The 18,102-nt window shown below is 67.9% G+C and carries 15 protein-coding genes; 13 read left to right on the top strand and 2 right to left on the bottom strand.

Going from position 1 to position 18,102, the window contains the following annotated elements; genetic code table 11:
• The first annotated feature begins 135 nt into the window (after positions 1-135).
• Entirely contained in the window at positions 136-1,656 is a 1,521-nt protein-coding gene (gene iaaH, locus PMI12_RS00420) for an indoleacetamide hydrolase (protein WP_007827782.1), read from the top strand.
• Positions 1,657-1,666: 10 nt separating this feature from the next.
• Here iaaH and PMI12_RS00425 read toward each other — a convergent pair whose 3' ends face one another.
• Complete coding sequence (locus PMI12_RS00425; RefSeq protein ID WP_007827799.1) at positions 1,667-2,416, bottom strand: helix-turn-helix transcriptional regulator; 750 nt, start codon at positions 2,414-2,416, stop codon at positions 1,667-1,669.
• A 361-nt stretch (positions 2,417-2,777) separates the two neighbouring features.
• On the opposite strand from PMI12_RS00425, the gene PMI12_RS00430 reads away from it, so the two are divergent.
• The 4 genes from PMI12_RS00430 to PMI12_RS00445 all read left to right on the top strand — a co-directional run bounded on the left by PMI12_RS00430 (position 2,778) and on the right by PMI12_RS00445 (position 6,419).
• Complete coding sequence (locus PMI12_RS00430; RefSeq protein ID WP_007827801.1) at positions 2,778-3,212, top strand: YchJ family protein; 435 nt, start codon at positions 2,778-2,780, stop codon at positions 3,210-3,212.
• 223 nt (positions 3,213-3,435) lie between these two features.
• The gene (thiC, locus tag PMI12_RS00435; RefSeq protein WP_007827808.1) at positions 3,436-5,322 is read left to right on the top strand and encodes a phosphomethylpyrimidine synthase ThiC; all 1,887 of its coding nucleotides are present in this window, start codon (positions 3,436-3,438) and stop codon (positions 5,320-5,322) included.
• Between the two features lie 53 nt (positions 5,323-5,375).
• Positions 5,376-6,068, top strand: a complete 693-nt coding sequence (locus PMI12_RS00440; RefSeq protein ID WP_007827811.1) for an HAD family hydrolase — start codon at positions 5,376-5,378, stop codon at positions 6,066-6,068.
• A 21-nt stretch (positions 6,069-6,089) separates the two neighbouring features.
• Positions 6,090-6,419, top strand: coding sequence for a thioredoxin family protein (locus PMI12_RS00445; RefSeq protein ID WP_007827813.1), 330 nt, complete (start codon positions 6,090-6,092; stop codon positions 6,417-6,419).
• A 16-nt stretch (positions 6,420-6,435) separates the two neighbouring features.
• Here PMI12_RS00445 and PMI12_RS00450 read toward each other — a convergent pair whose 3' ends face one another.
• A complete protein-coding gene (locus PMI12_RS00450) occupies positions 6,436-7,464 on the bottom strand; it encodes an AraC family transcriptional regulator (protein ID WP_007827815.1) in 1,029 nt (342 codons plus the stop codon).
• Positions 7,465-7,603: 139 nt separating this feature from the next.
• Here PMI12_RS00450 and PMI12_RS00455 point away from each other — a divergent pair, with 139 nt between their 5' ends.
• From PMI12_RS00455 to PMI12_RS00490, 8 genes are all read left to right on the top strand, one after another.
• A complete protein-coding gene (locus PMI12_RS00455) occupies positions 7,604-8,776 on the top strand; it encodes an isovaleryl-CoA dehydrogenase (protein ID WP_007827817.1) in 1,173 nt (390 codons plus the stop codon).
• A 145-nt stretch (positions 8,777-8,921) separates the two neighbouring features.
• Complete coding sequence (locus PMI12_RS00460) at positions 8,922-10,601, top strand: AMP-binding protein (RefSeq protein WP_081502599.1); 1,680 nt, start codon at positions 8,922-8,924, stop codon at positions 10,599-10,601.
• Entirely contained in the window at positions 10,598-12,223 is a 1,626-nt protein-coding gene (locus PMI12_RS00465; protein ID WP_007827821.1) for a carboxyl transferase domain-containing protein, read from the top strand. Before PMI12_RS00460 ends, PMI12_RS00465 begins: the two co-directional genes overlap by 4 nt.
• Positions 12,224-12,259: 36 nt before the next feature.
• Entirely contained in the window at positions 12,260-13,423 is a 1,164-nt protein-coding gene (locus tag PMI12_RS27780) for a hypothetical protein (protein WP_007827831.1), read from the top strand.
• On the top strand, positions 13,420-14,211 hold the full coding sequence (locus PMI12_RS00475) for an enoyl-CoA hydratase/isomerase family protein (RefSeq protein WP_007827833.1): 792 nt from the start codon (positions 13,420-13,422) through the stop codon (positions 14,209-14,211). The genes PMI12_RS27780 and PMI12_RS00475 overlap by 4 nt, the downstream gene beginning before the upstream one ends.
• 9 nt (positions 14,212-14,220) lie before the next feature.
• Positions 14,221-14,892 (top strand): DUF4126 domain-containing protein, encoded by a 672-nt coding sequence (locus PMI12_RS00480; protein ID WP_007827835.1) that lies wholly within the window; start codon positions 14,221-14,223, stop codon positions 14,890-14,892.
• On the top strand, positions 14,885-16,975 hold the full coding sequence (locus tag PMI12_RS00485) for an acetyl/propionyl/methylcrotonyl-CoA carboxylase subunit alpha (protein WP_007827837.1): 2,091 nt from the start codon (positions 14,885-14,887) through the stop codon (positions 16,973-16,975). Before PMI12_RS00480 ends, PMI12_RS00485 begins: the two co-directional genes overlap by 8 nt.
• Before the next feature lie 188 nt (positions 16,976-17,163).
• On the top strand, positions 17,164-18,084 hold the full coding sequence (locus PMI12_RS00490) for a 2-hydroxyacid dehydrogenase (RefSeq protein ID WP_007827838.1): 921 nt from the start codon (positions 17,164-17,166) through the stop codon (positions 18,082-18,084).
• Positions 18,085-18,102: the final 18 nt, after the last annotated feature.

Here is an 18,102-nt window from a genome sequence, read left to right on the forward strand (position 1 = left end):
ACGTCGGACATCCAGAAGCTGTTGATCCAACGCGCTCTCGCGTGAGCGACGCCGCCTGTCTGTCATCGGTTTGGATGACAGACAGGCGCCCCGCGCCGGCGCACCATGGCTGCCTCTTTCACGGAGTGCCTTGCCATGACTTCTGCCACCCCCGTCTCCCGCGCCGCATGGCTTGCGGCATTGCCGCTCGCCGCTGCGCTCGGCCCCTGCGCCAATGCCCAGCCTGCCGTCCCCGATATCGCCACACTGACCGCGACCGAAGCCGTGCGGCAGTTGTGCGCCGGCACCGTCACCAGCGAGCAATTGGTGTCGGCCTACCTCGCGCAGGCCAAGGCCAAGGCGAACCTCAACGCCTTCGTCACGCTCGACGAAGCCGGCGCCCTGGCAGCCGCGCGCGCCGCCGATGCACTGCGCAAGCGCGGCGGCGCCTGCACGCCGCTGGCCGGGCTGCCGGTGGCCATCAAGGACAACATCCAGGTGCGGGGCCTGCCCGCGACAGCCGGCACGCCCGCGCTCAAGGGGTTCGTGCCGACCGCCGACGCGCCGGTGGTCGCCAGGCTGCGCGCGGCCGGCGCCGTCGTGCTCGGCAAGACGAACATGCACGAGCTGGCCTTCGGCGTCACCGGCTACAACCCCGCGTTCCAGACCGGCCCCGAGGTGGGCGTGCGCAATGCCTACGACCCGAGCCGCATCGCGGGCGGCTCGTCGTCGGGCAATGGCGCCGCGCTGGGCGCGCGCATGGCGCCGGCCGCGCTGGGCACCGACACGGGCGGGTCGGTGCGCATTCCGTGTGCGTTCAACGGCTGCGCGTCGCTGCGCCCCACGGTGGGGCGCTATCCGCAGCAAGGCATTGCGCCGATCTCGCACACGCGCGACACCGCAGGGCCGATGGCGCAATCGATGGCCGACGTGGCGCTGCTCGACAGCATCATTGCCGGCGGCGCTCCGCTGAAGCCGGCCGATCTGAAGCGGGTGCGGCTCGGCGTGGTGCCCGCCTTCCAGGCCGGCCTCGACACCGACACGCGCGCCGCCACCGACGCCGCTTTCGCGAAACTGCGCGCGGCCGGCGCCACGCTGGTGGACGTGGACATGCCGGGGCTGATGGAGCTCAACGGCGCGGTCGGCTTCCCGCTCGCGCTCTACGAGGCGTACGACGACATGGCGGCCTACCTCGCGAAGTACCGCACGGGCATCGACATCGCGCAGCTCACGGCCGGCATTGCGAGCCCCGACGTCAAGGGCACCTTCGAGGCCTTCGTTGTCCCGCGCAAGCTGCCCGCCGCCAGCGGCGTGGTCGACGCCAGGCCGGCCTACGAGCACGCGATGCGCGTCGCTCGCCCCGCGCTGCGCAAGCTCTACCGCGACACCTTCGCGAAGCACAGGCTCGATGCGCTGGTGTTCCCGACGGTGCCCGGCGTGGCGCTGGCCGCGGCGCCCGAAGCCAGCAGCCCCGAGAACTTCGGCGCGCTGATCCGGAACACCGACCCCGGCAGCAATGCCGGCATTCCGGGCGTGCAGCTGCCCTCCGGCCTTGGCGCCACCAGCGGCCTGCCCGTGGGCCTGGAGCTGGACGGGCCGGCCGGCAGCGACCGCAGGCTGCTGGCCGTGGGCCTCGCGGTGGAAAAAGTACTGGGCCGCCTGCCGGCGCCGAAGTAAGCGCGCCGGGTCAGCGCGCGGGCGGCGCCACCCAGCCTGCCAGCGCCGAGCGACGCTCGATGCCCAGCTTGTCGAAGATGCGCCGCAGGTAGGTCCGCACGGTGGGCACGCCTACTGCGAGGCGACGCGCGATCTCCTTGTCGGTGAGCCCTTCGCGCACGCAGCGGGCCACTTCCTGCTCGCGTGCACTGAGCAAAGTCCATGCGGCGGGCGCGGGCACTGCCGCGGCCGAAGCCGCCGCGCGCTGCGCCCGTTGCAGGGCGCCCGCGAACGCCGGCTCGATCAGGTCCAGCAGCGCCTTCTCGTGATCGCCGAAATCGCCGCGGCCCTTGCGGCGCCAGATGCGCAGGTCGCCCAGTGCGCGCCCGCCCTCGAAGGCGTGCAGGTTCATGCCCCAGTGCAGCCCGTCGCGCGCGAGAAAGTCGTTGAAGAAGGGGGTGCGCATCAGTTCGCGCTGCGGCATCACCTCCGTCACGCGCGTGGCGCGGCGGCGCGACTGCAGCACGAAGGTGATCGGGTCGTGGTGCTGATGCCACTGCGCGTAGCGGTCGAGGTTGGCAGGGTCCATGTGCAGCGCCACGCGCGCGCCGAAGTTGCCGCTCCCGGCATCCCACACGAAGGAGGCGAACTGGTCCGCGTGCAGCAGGTCGAGCAGGGCCCGGCCCAGATGCTCGCGAATCTCCCGTTCGCCGTGGTCGTCTTCCGCCAGCAGCGCGAAAACGCCGCGCAGGGCGTGCTGTTCAGTGCCTGTGAGGTACATCGCCGGTTTTCTCGATGGGGTCGTTGCAGCGCTAGGGTCTGTCATCAATCAAACGCCCTCGCGCTGGCCCCGCCATGCGGTGGATGTGCGGAGGGCGGCGCGGCCCATGGCCACCCATGGGCAAGCCGGCCGATAAAGCAGACGCCGTATGGCGGGGCCAGCCCGGAGGGAACCCCTGCACCGCGCAGCAGGGGTTCGCGAGGGCGTTTGATTGATGACAGACCCTAGCGTCCAGCAAGCGCCGCGCCAAGGGTGAATGCCCGCAGGAACCCCGCGCGGCAGCGCAAACGCGCCCGATCGACCGGTTTCGGGGCTTGCCCTGTCGGCACCCGGGCCGCGAGGTGTTCCAATAGCGGTCTCCATGAGCGCCATCGATCCCACCACCGGACCTTGCCCCTGCGGCCGCACCGACCGCCGCGACAAGCCCATCGGCTACGCCCTGTGCTGCGGCCGCTACCTCGACGATTTCCAGAATACGCCCGCGCCCGACGCCGAATCGCTGATGCGCTCGCGCTATTCGGCCTTCGTGCTGGAGCGCGGCGACTACCTGCTCGCCACCTGGCATGCGTCGAAGCGGCCGGCCTCGATCGAGTTCGAGCCGGGCGTCAAATGGCTGGGGCTGGACATCCGCTCGCGCTCGGTGCTCGACGCGGACCATGCCGAGATCGAATTCGTCGCGCGCCAGCGCAGCGCGGCCACGGGCGCCGCCACGCGCCTGCACGAGCGCAGCCGCTTCGTGCGCGAGGACGGGCGCTGGTACTACCTGGACGGCGACCTGCAGCAGCCCCTGGGTTGACGCGCCGGGCGCAGGCCCGCACAATCGGCCCCGCTCCGGGGTGTACGCATGTGGCGTGCTGAGATGGCAAAGCAGCCGACCCGCGAACTTGATCCGGGTCATACCGGCGTAAGAAGAGCTGCACTCCCTGGCTTCGGTCCGTCACTCCCCCTTCCGTGACGGGTTTCTCCAAAGCCCACCGAGCGATTGCGGAGCACCCTTTCCTCAACAAGGAGTGCCTGCCATGAATGCCCCCGACAAGTTCACCTCGCTGCTTTCGCTCACGCGCGAGCCCTTTCCCGCGTCGCACAAGTGCCTGATCCCGGGCAGCCGGCCCGACCTGAACGTGCCCGTGCGCGACGTGCTGCTGACCAACGGCGAGACCGTGTCGCTCTACGACACCTCCGGCCCGTACACCGATGCCAAGGTCGAGATCGACGTGCGCCGCGGCCTGCCTGGCGTGCGCGATGCATGGATCGCCGAGCGCAACGACACCGAGATCTACGAAGGCCGTTCGCACCAGGCGCTCGACGAAGGCCTGAAGCATGCGCATGACCACGACGCCCAGCGCCTGGCCGAACTGCGCGCCGGAGCTTCCGCATTGCAGCGCACGCCGCGCCGCGCCAAGTCGGGTGCCAATGTCACGCAGATGCACTACGCGCGCCGCGGCATCGTCACGCCCGAGATGGAATACGTGGCATTGCGCGAGAACGGCAAGCGCGAGTGGATGGCCGAATACCTCGCCAACGAGGCGCGCGCGAAGCGCGTGGCCGGCAACCCGATGGGCGCGCAGATTCCGCGCATCATCACGCCCGAGTTCGTGCGCGACGAGGTGGCGCGCGGCCGCGCCATCATTCCGGCCAACATCAACCACCCCGAAGTCGAGCCGATGGCCATCGGCCGCAACTTCAAGGTCAAGATCAACGCCAACATCGGCAACTCCGCCGTCACGTCGAGCATCGAGGAAGAGGTCGAGAAGCTCGTGTGGGCGATCCGCTGGGGCGCCGACAACGTGATGGATCTTTCGACCGGCAAGAACATCCACACCACGCGCGACTGGATCGTGCGCAACTCGCCGGTGCCCATCGGCACCGTGCCGATCTACCAGGCGCTCGAGAAGGTGGGCGGCGTGGCCGAGGACCTGACCTGGGAGATCTTCCGCGACACGCTGATCGAGCAGGCGGAGCAGGGCATCGACTACTTCACCATCCACGCGGGCGTGCGGCTGCCATTCATCCACCTGACGGCCGACCGCATGACCGGCATCGTCTCGCGCGGCGGTTCGATCATGGCCAAGTGGTGCATCGCGCACCACAAGGAGAGCTTCCTGTACGAGCGCTTCGAGGACATCTGCGACATCATGAAGGCGTACGACGTGAGCTTCTCGCTGGGCGACGGCCTGCGGCCGGGCTCGGGCGCCGATGCCAACGACGAAGCGCAGTTCGCCGAGCTGCGCACGCTGGGCGAGCTCACGCAGGTCGCATGGAAGCACGACGTGCAGACCATGATCGAAGGCCCGGGCCACGTGCCGATGCACATGATCCAGGCCAATATGGACGAGCAGATCAAGCATTGCCACGAGGCGCCGTTCTATACGCTCGGCCCGCTGACCATCGACATCGCGCCGGGCTACGACCACATCTCGAGCGCCATCGGCGCCGCGATGATCGGCTGGGCCGGCACCGCGATGCTTTGCTACGTGACGCCCAAGGAACACCTGGGCCTGCCCGACCGCGACGACGTGAAGCAGGGGATCATTGCGTACAAGATCGCCGCGCATGCGGCCGACGTGGCAAAGGGCCATCCGGGCGCACGCTCGCGCGACGACGCGCTGAGCAAGGCGCGCTTCGAGTTCCGCTGGCAGGACCAGTTCAACCTGGGCCTCGATCCGGACACGGCGCGCGAATTCCATGACGAGACGCTGCCGAAGGACTCCAGCAAGGTCGCTCACTTCTGCTCGATGTGCGGCCCGAAGTTCTGCTCGATGAAGATCACGCAGGAGGTCCGAGAGTACGCCGCGAAGAAGGGCGTGGCCGAGGCCGAGGCCCTGGCCGACGGGATGGAGCAGAAGTCCAGGGAATTCATGGCGGGCGGGGGCGAAATCTACATCCCGATCAAGCCGGCGGCCTGAGCGCGCCCGGGGTCGTTGCTACCATGGGGAACTCCCCCGAACCCTGCAGCGCAATGACCCTCTTCCCCTTCTCCGCAGTTCTCTTCGACTGCGACGGCGTTCTCGTCGATTCCGAACCCATCACCAACCGCGTGCTCGCCGAAATGCTCGGCGAACTCGGTTGGCACATCACCACCGAAGAGTCGATGAACACCTTCACCGGCAAGGCCGTGAAGGACGAAGCCGCCCTCATCGAATCGAAGACGGGCTTCGCCATCACCGCCGAGTGGCTGAAGGCGTTCCGGGCGCGCCGCAACGAAGCCCTCGAACGCACTCTCACGGCGATACCCAACGCCCCTGCGGCCATCCGGGACATCCATGCAAGGCTCAAGGGCCGCATTGCCTGTGCCTCGGGTGCCGACCGCCACAAGGTCGAGCTGCAGCTGGCCAAGGTCGGCCTGCTCGACTGTTTCGAGGGCCGCATCTTCAGCGGCCACGAGATGCCGCGCTCCAAGCCGCATCCCGATGTCTACCTCGCCGCCGCTGAAGCCCTCGGGGTCGATCCGAAGCGCTGCGCCATCGTCGAAGACACCGTCACCGGTGCGATGGCGGGCGTGGCCGCCGGTGCCACGGTGTTCGGCTACAGCACGGGCGAATCGGGCCACAGCGGCCCCGGCCCGTTGCTGAGCGTGGGCGCGGTCAAGGTGTTCAGCGACATGGCTGAACTGCCGGCGCTGCTTTCGGGCTATGGCCTGCAGGCGGCCTGAGTTTCTGGTGGAATGAAGGGCATGAATTCCGAATACAAGACCGAGCAGCCCGATCGCAGCGAAATCGATGCACTCGCCGGCCCCGCCGTGGTCGAGTTCGGCACCAACTGGTGCGGCATCTGCAAGGCCGCGCAGCCGAATATCGCCGAGGCCTTTGCCAAGTACCCGGGCGTGCGCCGCATCAAGGTGGAAGACGGAAGCGGCCGCCCGCTGGGCCGCTCGTTCAACGTGCGGCTCTGGCCCACGCTGGTGTTCATGCGTGACGGCAAGGAAGTCGCGAAGCTGGTGCGTCCGGAAGACAGCCAGTCGATTGCCGACGCGCTCGCGCTGATCGACGCCCCAGCCGCCTGAGCACGGCGGGGGCTGCCTACAGCCCCCGCTGCCGGAAGTCGCGCGGCGCATGCCCTGTCCATTGCAGGAATGCGCGCGAAAAACTCTTCTCGTTGCGAAACCCCACCGCCAGCGCCACCTGCTTGATGGGGCGCGTCGTGCGCCGCAACTGTTCCACGGCGACCTCGTGGCGCACCTCGTTCTTGAGCACCTGCAGCGACGTGCCTTCCTCGTGCAGCTGCCGGTGCAGCGTGCGGCTCGACACGTTGAGCAGCGCAGCCAGCGCCTCGGCCGTGGTGGCCTCGCTCGCACGCGAACGCAGCAGCTCGCGCACGCGCTGGCCCAGCAGGCGGTCGCGCCGGTACTGCAGGATGGTCAGTGGCAGCGCCCGCTTGAGCATGGTGCGCAGCGCGCGTTCGTCGCGCTGCAGCGGCAGGGCGAGGTAGCGTTCGTCGAAGCTGATGCCGGCCTTGGGCGCGTCGAAGCGAACCTCGGGCGTGAACATCGGCGCGTAGGCGTCGCGGTGCGGCGGCGCGGCAAATGGAAAGGTCGCGCTGCGCAGCGAGATGCGCGAGTCGATGGCCCAGCACATGTAGCCGTGCATGAAGCGCAGGCTGGTCACGAGGCAGAACTCGCGGAAGGCATCGTCGAGCGGGCGGTTCTCGGTGATGCGCAAGGTGGCCACGCCGCCCGCCACCTCGAGCGCCAGGCCGATGTCCTCGGTCAGCAGCCGGTGGTGGCGGCACCAGCGCTTGATGGCCACGCCCAGGTCGGGCGAGGTCAGCGAGGCACGGCACAGCATGCCGTAGCTGCCCCAGGGCAGGCGCCGCGAGAACCAGCCCAGCGCCTCGTCGTCGAGCTCCTGCATGGCATGGCCCGACAGCGCCTCGAACTGCGCGGCCGTGACCCGCGCGCCCGGGCGGGCCAGATCGCGCGGCGTGATCTGTGCCGCTTTCAGGGCCTCGGCCGGGTCTTTGCCGTAGCGCTCGTAGCCCTGCACGATGGCTCGCACGAAGGCCATCGGCGTGACGGCGCGGGCAGGTCTCAGGAAGGACGGGGACGACATGGATATGCGGATCGGGCGTGGCGCAATTTGCAACCATTGTGGCGCCAATTGCGAAACAGCGAGGCGTAAGCTGCGATCTTTCGCAAGCGCCATCCAGCGCGGGTAGCACTGCGCAGACCCTTCAGAGGAGACAAGACACATGCACGATCCCGGCCTGAACTTCGACCTGGGCGAGGACATCGACTCGCTGCGCAGCGCGATCCAGGACTTCGCCGCCCACGAGATCGCACCCCGCGCCGCCGCCATCGACCGCGACAACCTGTTCCCGCACGACCTCTGGCAGAAGCTCGGCGAGCTCGGCCTGCACGGCATGACGGTGAAGGAAGAGTACGGCGGCACCGAGCTGGGCTACCTGGCGCACATCGTGGCGATGGAAGAGGTCTCGCGCGCCTCGGCCTCGGTGGGCCTGTCGTACGGCGCGCACTCCAACCTGTGCGTGAACCAGATCCACCGCAACGGCAGCGAGGCGCAGAAGAAAAAATACCTGCCCAGGCTGGTGAGCGGCGAGCACGTCGGCGCGCTGGCCATGAGCGAGCCCAACGCCGGCTCCGACGTGGTGAGCATGAAGCTCAAGGCCGAGAAGAAAAACGGCTACTACGTGCTCAACGGCGGCAAGATGTGGATCACCAACGGCGGCGACGCCGACACGCTGGTCATCTACGCCAAGACCGAACCCGAGATGGGCGCGCGCGGCATGACGGCCTTCATCGTCGAAAAGAACTTCAAAGGTTTTTCGGCCGGCACCAAGCTCGACAAGCTCGGCATGCGCGGCTCCAACACCTTCCCGCTGTTCTTCGACAACTGCGAAGTGCCCGAAGAGAACGTGCTCGGCGGCGAAGGCATGGGCGCGAAGGTGCTGATGAGCGGCCTCGACTACGAACGCGCCGTGCTCTCGGGCGGCCCGCTGGGCATCATGGCGGCGTGCATGGACGCGGTGCTGCCCTTCATCCACGAGCGCAAGCAGTTCGGCCAGAGCATCGGCGAGTTCCAGCTCATGCAGGGCAAGCTGGCCGACATGTATTCGACGTGGCAGGCCACGCGCGCCTACGTGTATGCCGTGGGCAAGGCCTGCGACCGCAACGACCATGCGCGCACCTTCCGCAAGGACGCGGCCGGCGCCATCCTGTACTCGGCCGAGAAGGCCACGTGGATGGCCGGCGAGGCGATCCAGGCGCTGGGCGGCGTGGGATACACGAAGGAGTTTCCGGTGGAACGGCTGTGGCGCGATGCCAAGCTGTACGAGATCGGGGCCGGCACCAGCGAGATCCGGCGGATGCTGATCGGGCGCGAGCTGTTTTCGGAAACGGCCTAGGATGTTTTTCTCCCTCCCCCTCTGGGGGAGGGCGGGGGTGGGGGCAAGCGGCGTTCGATGAGGCACTGCACCGAACAGGCGCCGCGAGCCCCCATCCCAGCCTTCCCCCAGAGGGGGAAGGAGCAAGACAAACGGAGACAAGGAAATGAACATGACTGCAGCACTGACCGAGAGCTACGGCAAGGGCGCCACCGACGTCCCCCTCATCGGACAGACCATCGGCGACTTCTTCGACGACATGGTTGCGAAGCAGCCCGACCGCGAGGCGCTCGTCAGCCGCCATGAAGGCCAGCGCTTCACCTACCGCGAGCTGCAGACCGAATCGAACCGCCTCGCCGGCGCCTTGCTGAACCTCGGCCTCGCCCCCGGCGACCGTGTCGGCATCTGGTCGCACAACAACGTCGCGTGGGTGCTGATGCAGATCGCCACCGCCAAGGTCGGCCTGATCCTCGTCAACATCAACCCCGCCTACCGGACCTCCGAGCTCGAATACGCGCTCAACAAGGTCGGCTGCAAGGCGCTGGTGACGATGGCGCAGTTCAAGACCAGCGACTACCTCGGCATGCTGCGCGAACTCGGCCCCCAGCGCCTGCCGCAATTGCTGCACACCTTCTGGATCGACAAGCCCGGCCAGGGTGACGAGCAGCCCGGCATGCAGCGCTTCTCGCAGCTGCTCGCGAGCGGCGATGCCGCCGATCCGCGCGTGGGACAGGTGCAGAAGACGCTCAAAGCCACCGATCCGATCAACATCCAGTTCACCAGCGGCACCACGGGCTTTCCAAAGGGCGCGACGCTTACGCATCGCAACATCCTGAACAACGGCTTCTTCATCGGCGAGTGCATGAAGCTGTCGCCCGTCGACAGGCTGTGCATTCCGGTGCCGCTCTATCACTGCTTCGGCATGGTGCTGGGCAACCTCGCCTGCCTCACGCACGGCTCGGCCATCGTGTACCCGAACGACGGCTTCGACCCGCTCGCCGTGCTCGAGACGGTGCAGGCCGAGAAGTGCACCGGCCTGCACGGCGTGCCCACGATGTTCATCGCCGAGCTCGACCATCCGCGCTTCAAGGAGTTCGACCTGTCCACGCTGCGCACCGGCATCATGGCCGGCTCGCCGTGCCCGATCGAGGTGATGAAGCGCGTGGTCAGCGAGATGCACCTGAGCGAAATCACCATCGCCTACGGCATGACCGAGACCAGCCCCGTGAGCTGCCAGAGCAGCACCGACACGCCGCTGGACCGCCGCGTGTCGACCGTGGGCACCGTGCAGCCGCACCTCGAAGTGAAGATCGTCGACGCCGAGACCGGCGCGATCATGCCGGTCGGAAAATCGGGCGAGCTCTGCACGCGCGGCTACTCGGTGATGCACGGCTACTGGGAAGACGAGCCGAAGACGCGCGAAGCCATCGACGCCGAGCACTGGATGCACACCGGCGACCTCGCCACCATGGACGCCGAGGGCTACGTCAACATCGTCGGCCGCATCAAGGACCTGGTGATCCGTGGCGGCGAGAACATCTACCCGCGCGAGATCGAAGAATTCCTGTATCGCCACCCGAAGGTGCAGGACGTGCAGGTGGTCGGCCTGCCCGATAAAAAGTACGGCGAAGAACTCTGCGCCTGGATCATCGTCAAGCCCGGCCAGACCGCAACCGACACCGAGATCCGCGATTTCTGCAAGGGCCAGATCGCGCACTACAAGGTGCCGAAGTACATCCAGTTCGTCACCGAGTTCCCGATGACGGTGACCGGCAAGATCCAGAAATTCAAGATCCGCGATGCCATGACCGAGCAACTCGGCCTCAGCCAAGAAAAGACAGCATGAGCCAACTCGAAACCAAACTGAATGCCCGTTCGGCCGACTTCCAGGCCAATGCCGCAGCGATGCGCGCGCTGGTCGACGACCTGCGCCAGCAGTTCGCCAAAGTGGAGCAAGGCGGCGGCGAGGCCGCGCGCGCCAAGCACACGTCGCGCGGCAAGCTGCTGCCGCGCGACCGCGTCGCCGAGCTGCTCGACCCGGGCACGCCCTTCCTCGAGATCGCGCCGCTGGCCGCGCATGCGATGTACCTCGACGGCAAGGGCGTGGAGTCGGCGCCGGGCGCCGGCCTCATCGCGGGCATCGGCCGCGTGAACGGGGTCGACTGCATGATCGTGTGCAACGACGCGACCGTGAAGGGCGGCACCTACTACCCGATGACGGTCAAGAAGCACCTGCGCGCGCAGGAGATCGCCGAGCAGAACCGCCTGCCCTGCATCTACCTCGTCGACTCGGGCGGCGCCAACCTGCCGAACCAGGACGAGGTGTTCCCGGACCGCGACCACTTCGGCCGCATCTTCTTCAACCAGGCCAACATGAGCGCCCAGGGCATTCCGCAGATCGCGGTGGTCATGGGCTCGTGCACGGCCGGCGGCGCCTACGTGCCGGCGATGAGCGACGAATCGATCATCGTGAAGAACCAGGGCACCATCTTCCTGGGCGGCCCGCCGCTCGTGAAGGCCGCCACCGGCGAGGTCGTGACGGCCGAAGACCTGGGCGGCGGCGACGTGCACACGCGTCTGTCGGGCGTGGTCGACCACCTCGCACAGAACGACCTGCACGCGCTGGCGCTCGCGCGCTCGGCGGTGGCCAACCTCAACGCGAAGGCCGCGGCGGCAACGCCGGCGAACACCCCGGTGCGCGCACCTGCATTCCCGCGCGAAGAACTCTATGGCGTGATTCCCACCGACACGCGCAAGCCCTTCGACGTGCGCGAGATCATTGCGCGCATCGTCGACGGCAGCGAGTTCCACGAGTTCAAAGCGCGCTTCGGCGCCACGCTGGTCTGCGGCTTCGCCGAGATCGAGGGCATGCCCGTGGGCATCGTCGCCAACAACGGCATCCTGTTCAGCGAGTCGGCGCAGAAGGGCGCGCACTTCATCGAACTGTGCTGCCAGCGCAAGATCCCGCTGGTGTTCCTGCAGAACATCACCGGCTTCATGGTGGGCCGCAAGTACGAGAACGAAGGCATTGCGCGCCACGGCGCCAAGATGGTGACGGCCGTGGCCACGGCCAACGTGCCCAAGTTCACGATCATCATCGGCGGCAGCTTCGGCGCCGGCAACTACGGCATGTGCGGCCGCGCCTACAGCCCGCGCTTCCTCTGGATGTGGCCCAACGCACGCATCAGCGTGATGGGCGGCGAACAGGCCGCGAGCGTGCTGGCTACGGTGAAGCGCGACGGCATCGAACTCAAGGGCGGCAGCTGGAGCAAGGAAGAGGAAGAAGCCTTCAAGGCCCCGATCCGCCAGCAGTACGAAGACCAGGGCCATCCTTACTACGCGACCGCGCGGCTGTGGGATGACGGGATCATCGATCCGGCGGATACGCGGCGGGTGCTGGCGCTGGGCCTCGCGGCCGCGCGCAACGCACCCATTCCAGAACCGAAATTCGGTATCTTCCGCATGTAAGTCGGCCTCCGCCGGCTTCGAACAGGAAGTGATCCCATGATCTCGAAACCCCTTGGTACAAGTCAGCTGGGAGTCGGCTTTCTCGTGCTTTCTGCTTGCCTGGCGACATTGGCCATGCCCGCGCTTGCCCGCGACACGCGGCTGGTGCTGCCCATCTATCCGGTGATGCAGCAGCCCGCCACGCGCGAGGCCATCGGCAACGACGTGCAGCTTCGCTTTGCCGCCACGCCGCAGCCCCTGGTGTCGCAGTCGCAGATGCTCAAGGCCGAAAGCTATGCCCGGCCGTACTCCACCACGCAGCGCTACGGCGACGGCCGGCCGGTGATCCGCAGCGACGAAGAGACCTGCCGCGAGGCCATGCGCAATACGCTGGTGGCGCTGGCCCAGGCGGCGCGGGCGCGTGGCGTGCACACGGTGACGCAGGTCGAGAGTTTTTACGAAGGCGCCCTGCTGTCGACGCCCGGGGCCTATGAATGCCATGCGGGCACCGGAAGCGCTGAAGTGCATCTGCGCGGAGTGGCGGGGGGCGATGGCGGCGCGATGGCGACAGCAAGTGTCGGGGTCGATGACGTCGATGCCGTTCCGGGGCTGAACGCGGAAGGTCGTACGGCGTATCAGAAATTCCTGCAGAGCAAGCCACCGCGGACCCTCGTCATTCGGCGGTCTGGCGACAGTTCCTGGGTCCACTGGGCTGATGGCCTGGTGCCGCGCGACATCAACCGGCCGTCGGATCCGACGCAGCGGGCGCTGGAATATTGCACAGAGCGCCACCACGGGGAGTGCAGTGTCTACGCGGTCGATTACACCGTGGTCTATCAGAAGCCCAAGCCTGCTGCAGCCGAACGCAAAGTGGCAACCGAGGGTCCCGTCGCCAATCTCTACAGGTTGCCGACCGACAGCCACTTTGCCGACGTCAACGATTCCTCCGTGGTGCCCGTGCGTGAGCAGAGCAGGGACCGCTATCTTGGATTCCTTGCCTTGCCCCTGCCGCGCGCCTTTGCCGTCGCGGCCGATGGCAGCGCGGCCTTCGCTTCCGGCGGTGCGGCGATGGCCGATGTCCTGAACACCTGCGAACGCGAAGGAAAGACCTGCTGGCTCTATGCCGTGGACGATCGCGTGGTGTGGAAGTCCGACCCGCGCCAGCGCATCGGCCGCGTCAACCAACTCTCCAGGATTCAACAGGACGCACGTACTCCATGAGTGATTTCGAAAAACTCGATCTCCAAATAGAAGGCGCCGTCGCCCGCATCTGGCTCGACCAGCCCGATGCCCGCAACGCCTTCGACGATGTCGTCATCGCAGAGCTGACGCAGGCCTTCACCGAAGCCGGCGCCGCGCCGCAGGTGAAAGCCATCGTGCTCGGCGCGAACGGCCCGGCCTTCTGTGCGGGCGCCAACCTCAACTGGATGCGCCGCATGGCCGACTACACGCGCGACGAGAACATCGCCGATGCGGGCAAGCTGGCCGCCATGCTGCGCACCATCGCCGAGTGCCCCAAGCCCACCATCGCGCGCGTGCAGGGTGACGTGTATGCGGGCGGCATGGGGCTGGTCGCGGCCTGCGACATGGCCGTGAGCGTGGACACGGCCTGGTACTGCCTGAGCGAAGTGAAGATCGGCCTCGTGCCCGCGACCATCAGCCCCTACGTGCTGCGCGCCATGGGCACCCGCGCGTCGCAGCGCTACTTCCTCACGGCCGAGCGCTTCACTGCGTCCGAAGCGCATCGCATCGGCTTCGTGCATGAAGTGGTTGCCGCCGATGCGCTCGATGCCAAGGTCGACGAACTCGTGAAGGCGTTGACCGGTGCAAGTCCGGCCGCCGTGCGCGCGTGCAAGCAACTGATCGCCGACGTGGCCGGCCGCGAGATCGACGACGCGCTGATCGCGAAGACCGTCGAAGGCATCGCCGACATCCGCGCGAGCGAGGAAGGCCGTGAAGGCGTGCAGGCCTTCCTGCAGAAGCGCAAGCCGTCCTGGCTGGGCCGCTGAGCACACGCGATGAACGCACTCGACATGCCCCAGCTGCTCGCACTGGCCGCCGCCATCGGCTGGGCCAGTGGCGTGCGGCTCTACCTCGTCGTGCTGCTGACCGGACTTGTCGGCTACTTCGGCTGGGTGCCGTTGCCGAGCGGGCTGCAACTGCTGGCGCATCCGGTGGTCATCGCAGCCAGTGGCTTCATGGTGTTCGTCGAATTCTTCGCCGACAAGATCCCCGGCCTCGATTCGCTGTGGGACGTGGTGCACACCGCCATCCGCATCCCGGCCGGTGCCGCGCTCGCAGCCAGCGTGTTCGGCGCCGACCATGGTGTGATGGCCATCGTCGCCGCGCTGCTGGGCGGCAGCTTCGCTGCCACCGCGCACGCGGCCAAGGCGACGACGCGCGCGGCCATCAACACCTCGCCCGAGCCGTTCTCGAACGTGGGTGCTTCGCTGGTCGAAGACACGATGGTGCCGGCGGGGCTGTGGCTCGCGGTGGCGCATCCGCTGGTCTTTCTGGTGCTGTTCGTCTTCGTGCTGGTGCTCAGCGTGTGGCTGATCCGCAAGAGCTGGCGTTTCCTCAAGGCGCTGTTCAGCCGCGTGGCCCGCATCTTCAGCGGCCGACCCGATCCGGGCGTCGTGCCCGCGTTTCAACTGAAAAAGAATCCTCCGGGAGACACTCCGAATGTTTAAGAAGATCCTGATTGCCAACCGTGGCGAGATCGCCTGCCGGGTCGCTGCAACGGCACGCCGCATGGCCATTCGCACGGTCGCCGTGTACTCCGATGCCGACGCGCATGCCAACCATGTGCGCGCCTGCGACGAGTCGGTGCACCTCGGCGGCAGTGCCCCGAAGGACAGCTACCTGCGCTGGGAAAAGATCCTCGAAGCGGCCAAGGCCACGGGCGCCGAGGCCGTACATCCGGGCTACGGCTTCCTGAGCGAGAACGAAGAGTTCGCGCAGGCCTGCGCCGACGCCGGCCTGGTCTTCATCGGCCCGCCGCCCTCGGCCATCAAGGCGATGGGGCTGAAGGCCGAGTCGAAGCAGCTGATGGAAAAGGCCGGCGTGCCGCTGGTGCCCGGCTACCACGGCCACGACCAGAACCCGCAGCTGCTGCAGCGCGAGGCCGACCGCATCGGCTACCCGGTGCTCATCAAGGCCAGCGCGGGTGGCGGCGGCAAGGGCATGCGCGCAGTCGACAAGGCGGAAGACTTCGCCGCCGCGCTCGCCTCCTGCCAGCGCGAGGCCATCAACAGCTTCGGCGACGACGCGGTGCTGATCGAGAAGTACGTGCAGCGCCCGCGCCACATCGAGATCCAGGTATTCGGCGACACGCACGGCAACTACGTGTACCTGTTCGAGCGCGACTGCTCGGTGCAGCGCCGCCACCAGAAGGTGCTCGAAGAAGCGCCCGCGCCGGGCATGACCGAGGCGATGCGCAAGCAGATGGGCGAGGCCGCCGTCGCTGCGGCGCGCGCCGTGAACTACGTCGGCGCTGGCACGGTCGAGTTCATCGTCGAGCAGCGCGAAACTCGCGCAGCGCCGGGCCGCCTCAAGCAAGCGAGCGCCCCCTCGGGGGGCAGCGAGGACACATCAGTGCCGAGCGTGGGGGCCGATTCCGTCGAGATGAACTTCTTCTTCATGGAGATGAACACGCGGCTGCAAGTCGAGCACCCCGTCACTGAAGCGATCACCGGCCAGGACCTCGTCGAATGGCAGCTGCGCGTGGCCTCGGGCGAGACGCTGCCCGCGAAGCAGGCGGAGCTGCAGATCCACGGCCACGCCATCGAGGCGCGCATCTGCGCCGAGAACCCCGACAACAACTTCCTGCCCGCCACCGGCACGCTGCGCGTGTATCGCAAGCCGCAGGCGACCGCCTTCCAGCGCAGCCGCGTGCGCATCGACGACGGCGTGCGCGAGGGCGGCGAGATCTCGCCCTTCTACGACTCGATGATCGCCAAGCTGATCGTGCACGGCAGCACGCGCGCCGAGGCGCTGGCCCGGCTCGATGCGGCGCTCGCGCAAGTGCAGATCGTGGGCGTGTCGACCAACGTGCAGTTCCTGCGCGGCATCCTGGCGACCGAGTCGTTCTCGAAGGCGAACCTCGACACCGCGCTGATCGAGCGCGAGCGCGCCGTGCTGTTCGACCGCGAGCCGCTGGGACTGCCGCTGGCCGCGGCCGCCGCGATCACGCGTACGCTGATCACCGAGTGGCCCGCGAAGATGCCCGATCCCTTTGCGCGGCGCGACGGCTGGCGCTCGCTGGGCGAGTACCGGCGCCACTTCGACTTCGAGTTCCGCGGTGCCGAGCAGACCGCCCTGCTGACCTACAAGCGCGACGGCGGCCTGTGGCTCGAAGCCGGCGGTGCCGAAGGCCCGCTGGTCATCGGCCAGTTCCCGAGCGGTGAATTCGAGGTCGAATTCGCCGGCACGCGCCAGACGCTCGACGTGCACGTCGACGGCGCCACGGCCCACGTCTTCGCCTCGAAAGGCGCGACGAAGATTACCGCCATCGACCGCCTCGCCCATGCGGGCGACACCCACGCCGAAGGCGGCCGGCTCACGGCACCGATGCCCGGCAAGGTCGTGTCCTTTGCCGTCAAGGCCGGCGACAAGGTCAGCCGCGGCCAGCCGCTCGCAGTGATGGAGGCCATGAAGATGGAGCACACCATCGCGGCACCGGCCGACGGCACGGTGGACGAGCTGATGTTCGCGCCGGGCGAGCAGGTGGCCGAAGGCGAGGAATTGTTGCGAATGAGTGCCGCCGCAGCCTGAAAAATAGTTAACCCCGTTGCGGGCGTCCGCCCGTATCAGCTGGGGTGCTGTGGCGCCGTCGCCGCATCAAGGCGGGTTGACCCCCTGACCCCCGGGGTCAGCCCACCACCCCGTCGCTGACGCCGTCCCTGATCTCCTTCGCGTGCGGCCCGAACGCCGCGCCAGCGCCTTCACTAAGATTCGTCCCCATGCGAATCACCGTCTACCTCACCGACAACCGCCCGGACCCCTGGATCGAGGGCCTCAAGGCCGAATTACCCGATGCCGTCATCGAGGCCTGGAGGCCCGGCGCGCCGCAGGCCGACCATGCCGTGGTGTGGGCGCCGCCGCAGGAGTTTCTCGACGAGCAGCCGAAGCTGCGCGGCATCTTCAACATCGGCGCGGGCGTCGATGCGCTGCTCAAGCTGAAGGTGCCGGCGCACACGCGCATCGTGCGGCTCGACGACGCGGGCATGTCGGTGCAGATGGCGGAGTACGTCTGCCACACGCTCATTCGCCACTTCCGCGAGCTCGACGCCTACGAGGCCGATGCGCGCGAGGGCAAGTGGAGCTACCGCAAGCCGAAGCTGCGGCGCGACTTCCCGGTCGGGATCATGGGTCTGGGCGTGCTCGGCGAGCGCGTGGCCAAGGCGGTCGCGCAGTTCGAGTTTCCGGTGCTGGGCTGGAGCCGTTCGCCGAAGGAGATCGACGGCGTGCGCGTGTTCAGCGGCGAGGCGCAGTTCGACGAGTTCCTGTCGTCCACGCGCGTGCTCGTGAACCTGCTGCCGCTGACGGAGGCGACGCGCGGCATCCTCAACCGCGACACGCTGGGCAAGCTGAAGCCCGAGGGCTACCTGATCAGCATCGCGCGCGGCGCGCACCTCGTGGAAGACGACCTGATCCCGATGCTCGACGCCGGCCAGCTCGCGGGCGCGACGCTCGACGTGTTCCAGGTCGAGCCGCTGCCGGCCGACCACGCCTTCTGGCGGCATCCCAAGATCACCGTGACGCCGCACGGCTCGGCGCGCACGCTGCGCGAGGAGTCCATTGCGCAGATCGCCGGGAAGATCCGGGCGATGGAGCAGGGCCTGCCGATCGCCGGCGTGGTCGATCCGGCGCGCGGGTACTGACGGCGGCGTCACCTTTTG

It is taken from the genome of Variovorax sp. CF313, assembly GCF_000282635.1.
Taxonomy (GTDB): domain Bacteria; phylum Pseudomonadota; class Gammaproteobacteria; order Burkholderiales; family Burkholderiaceae_C; genus Variovorax.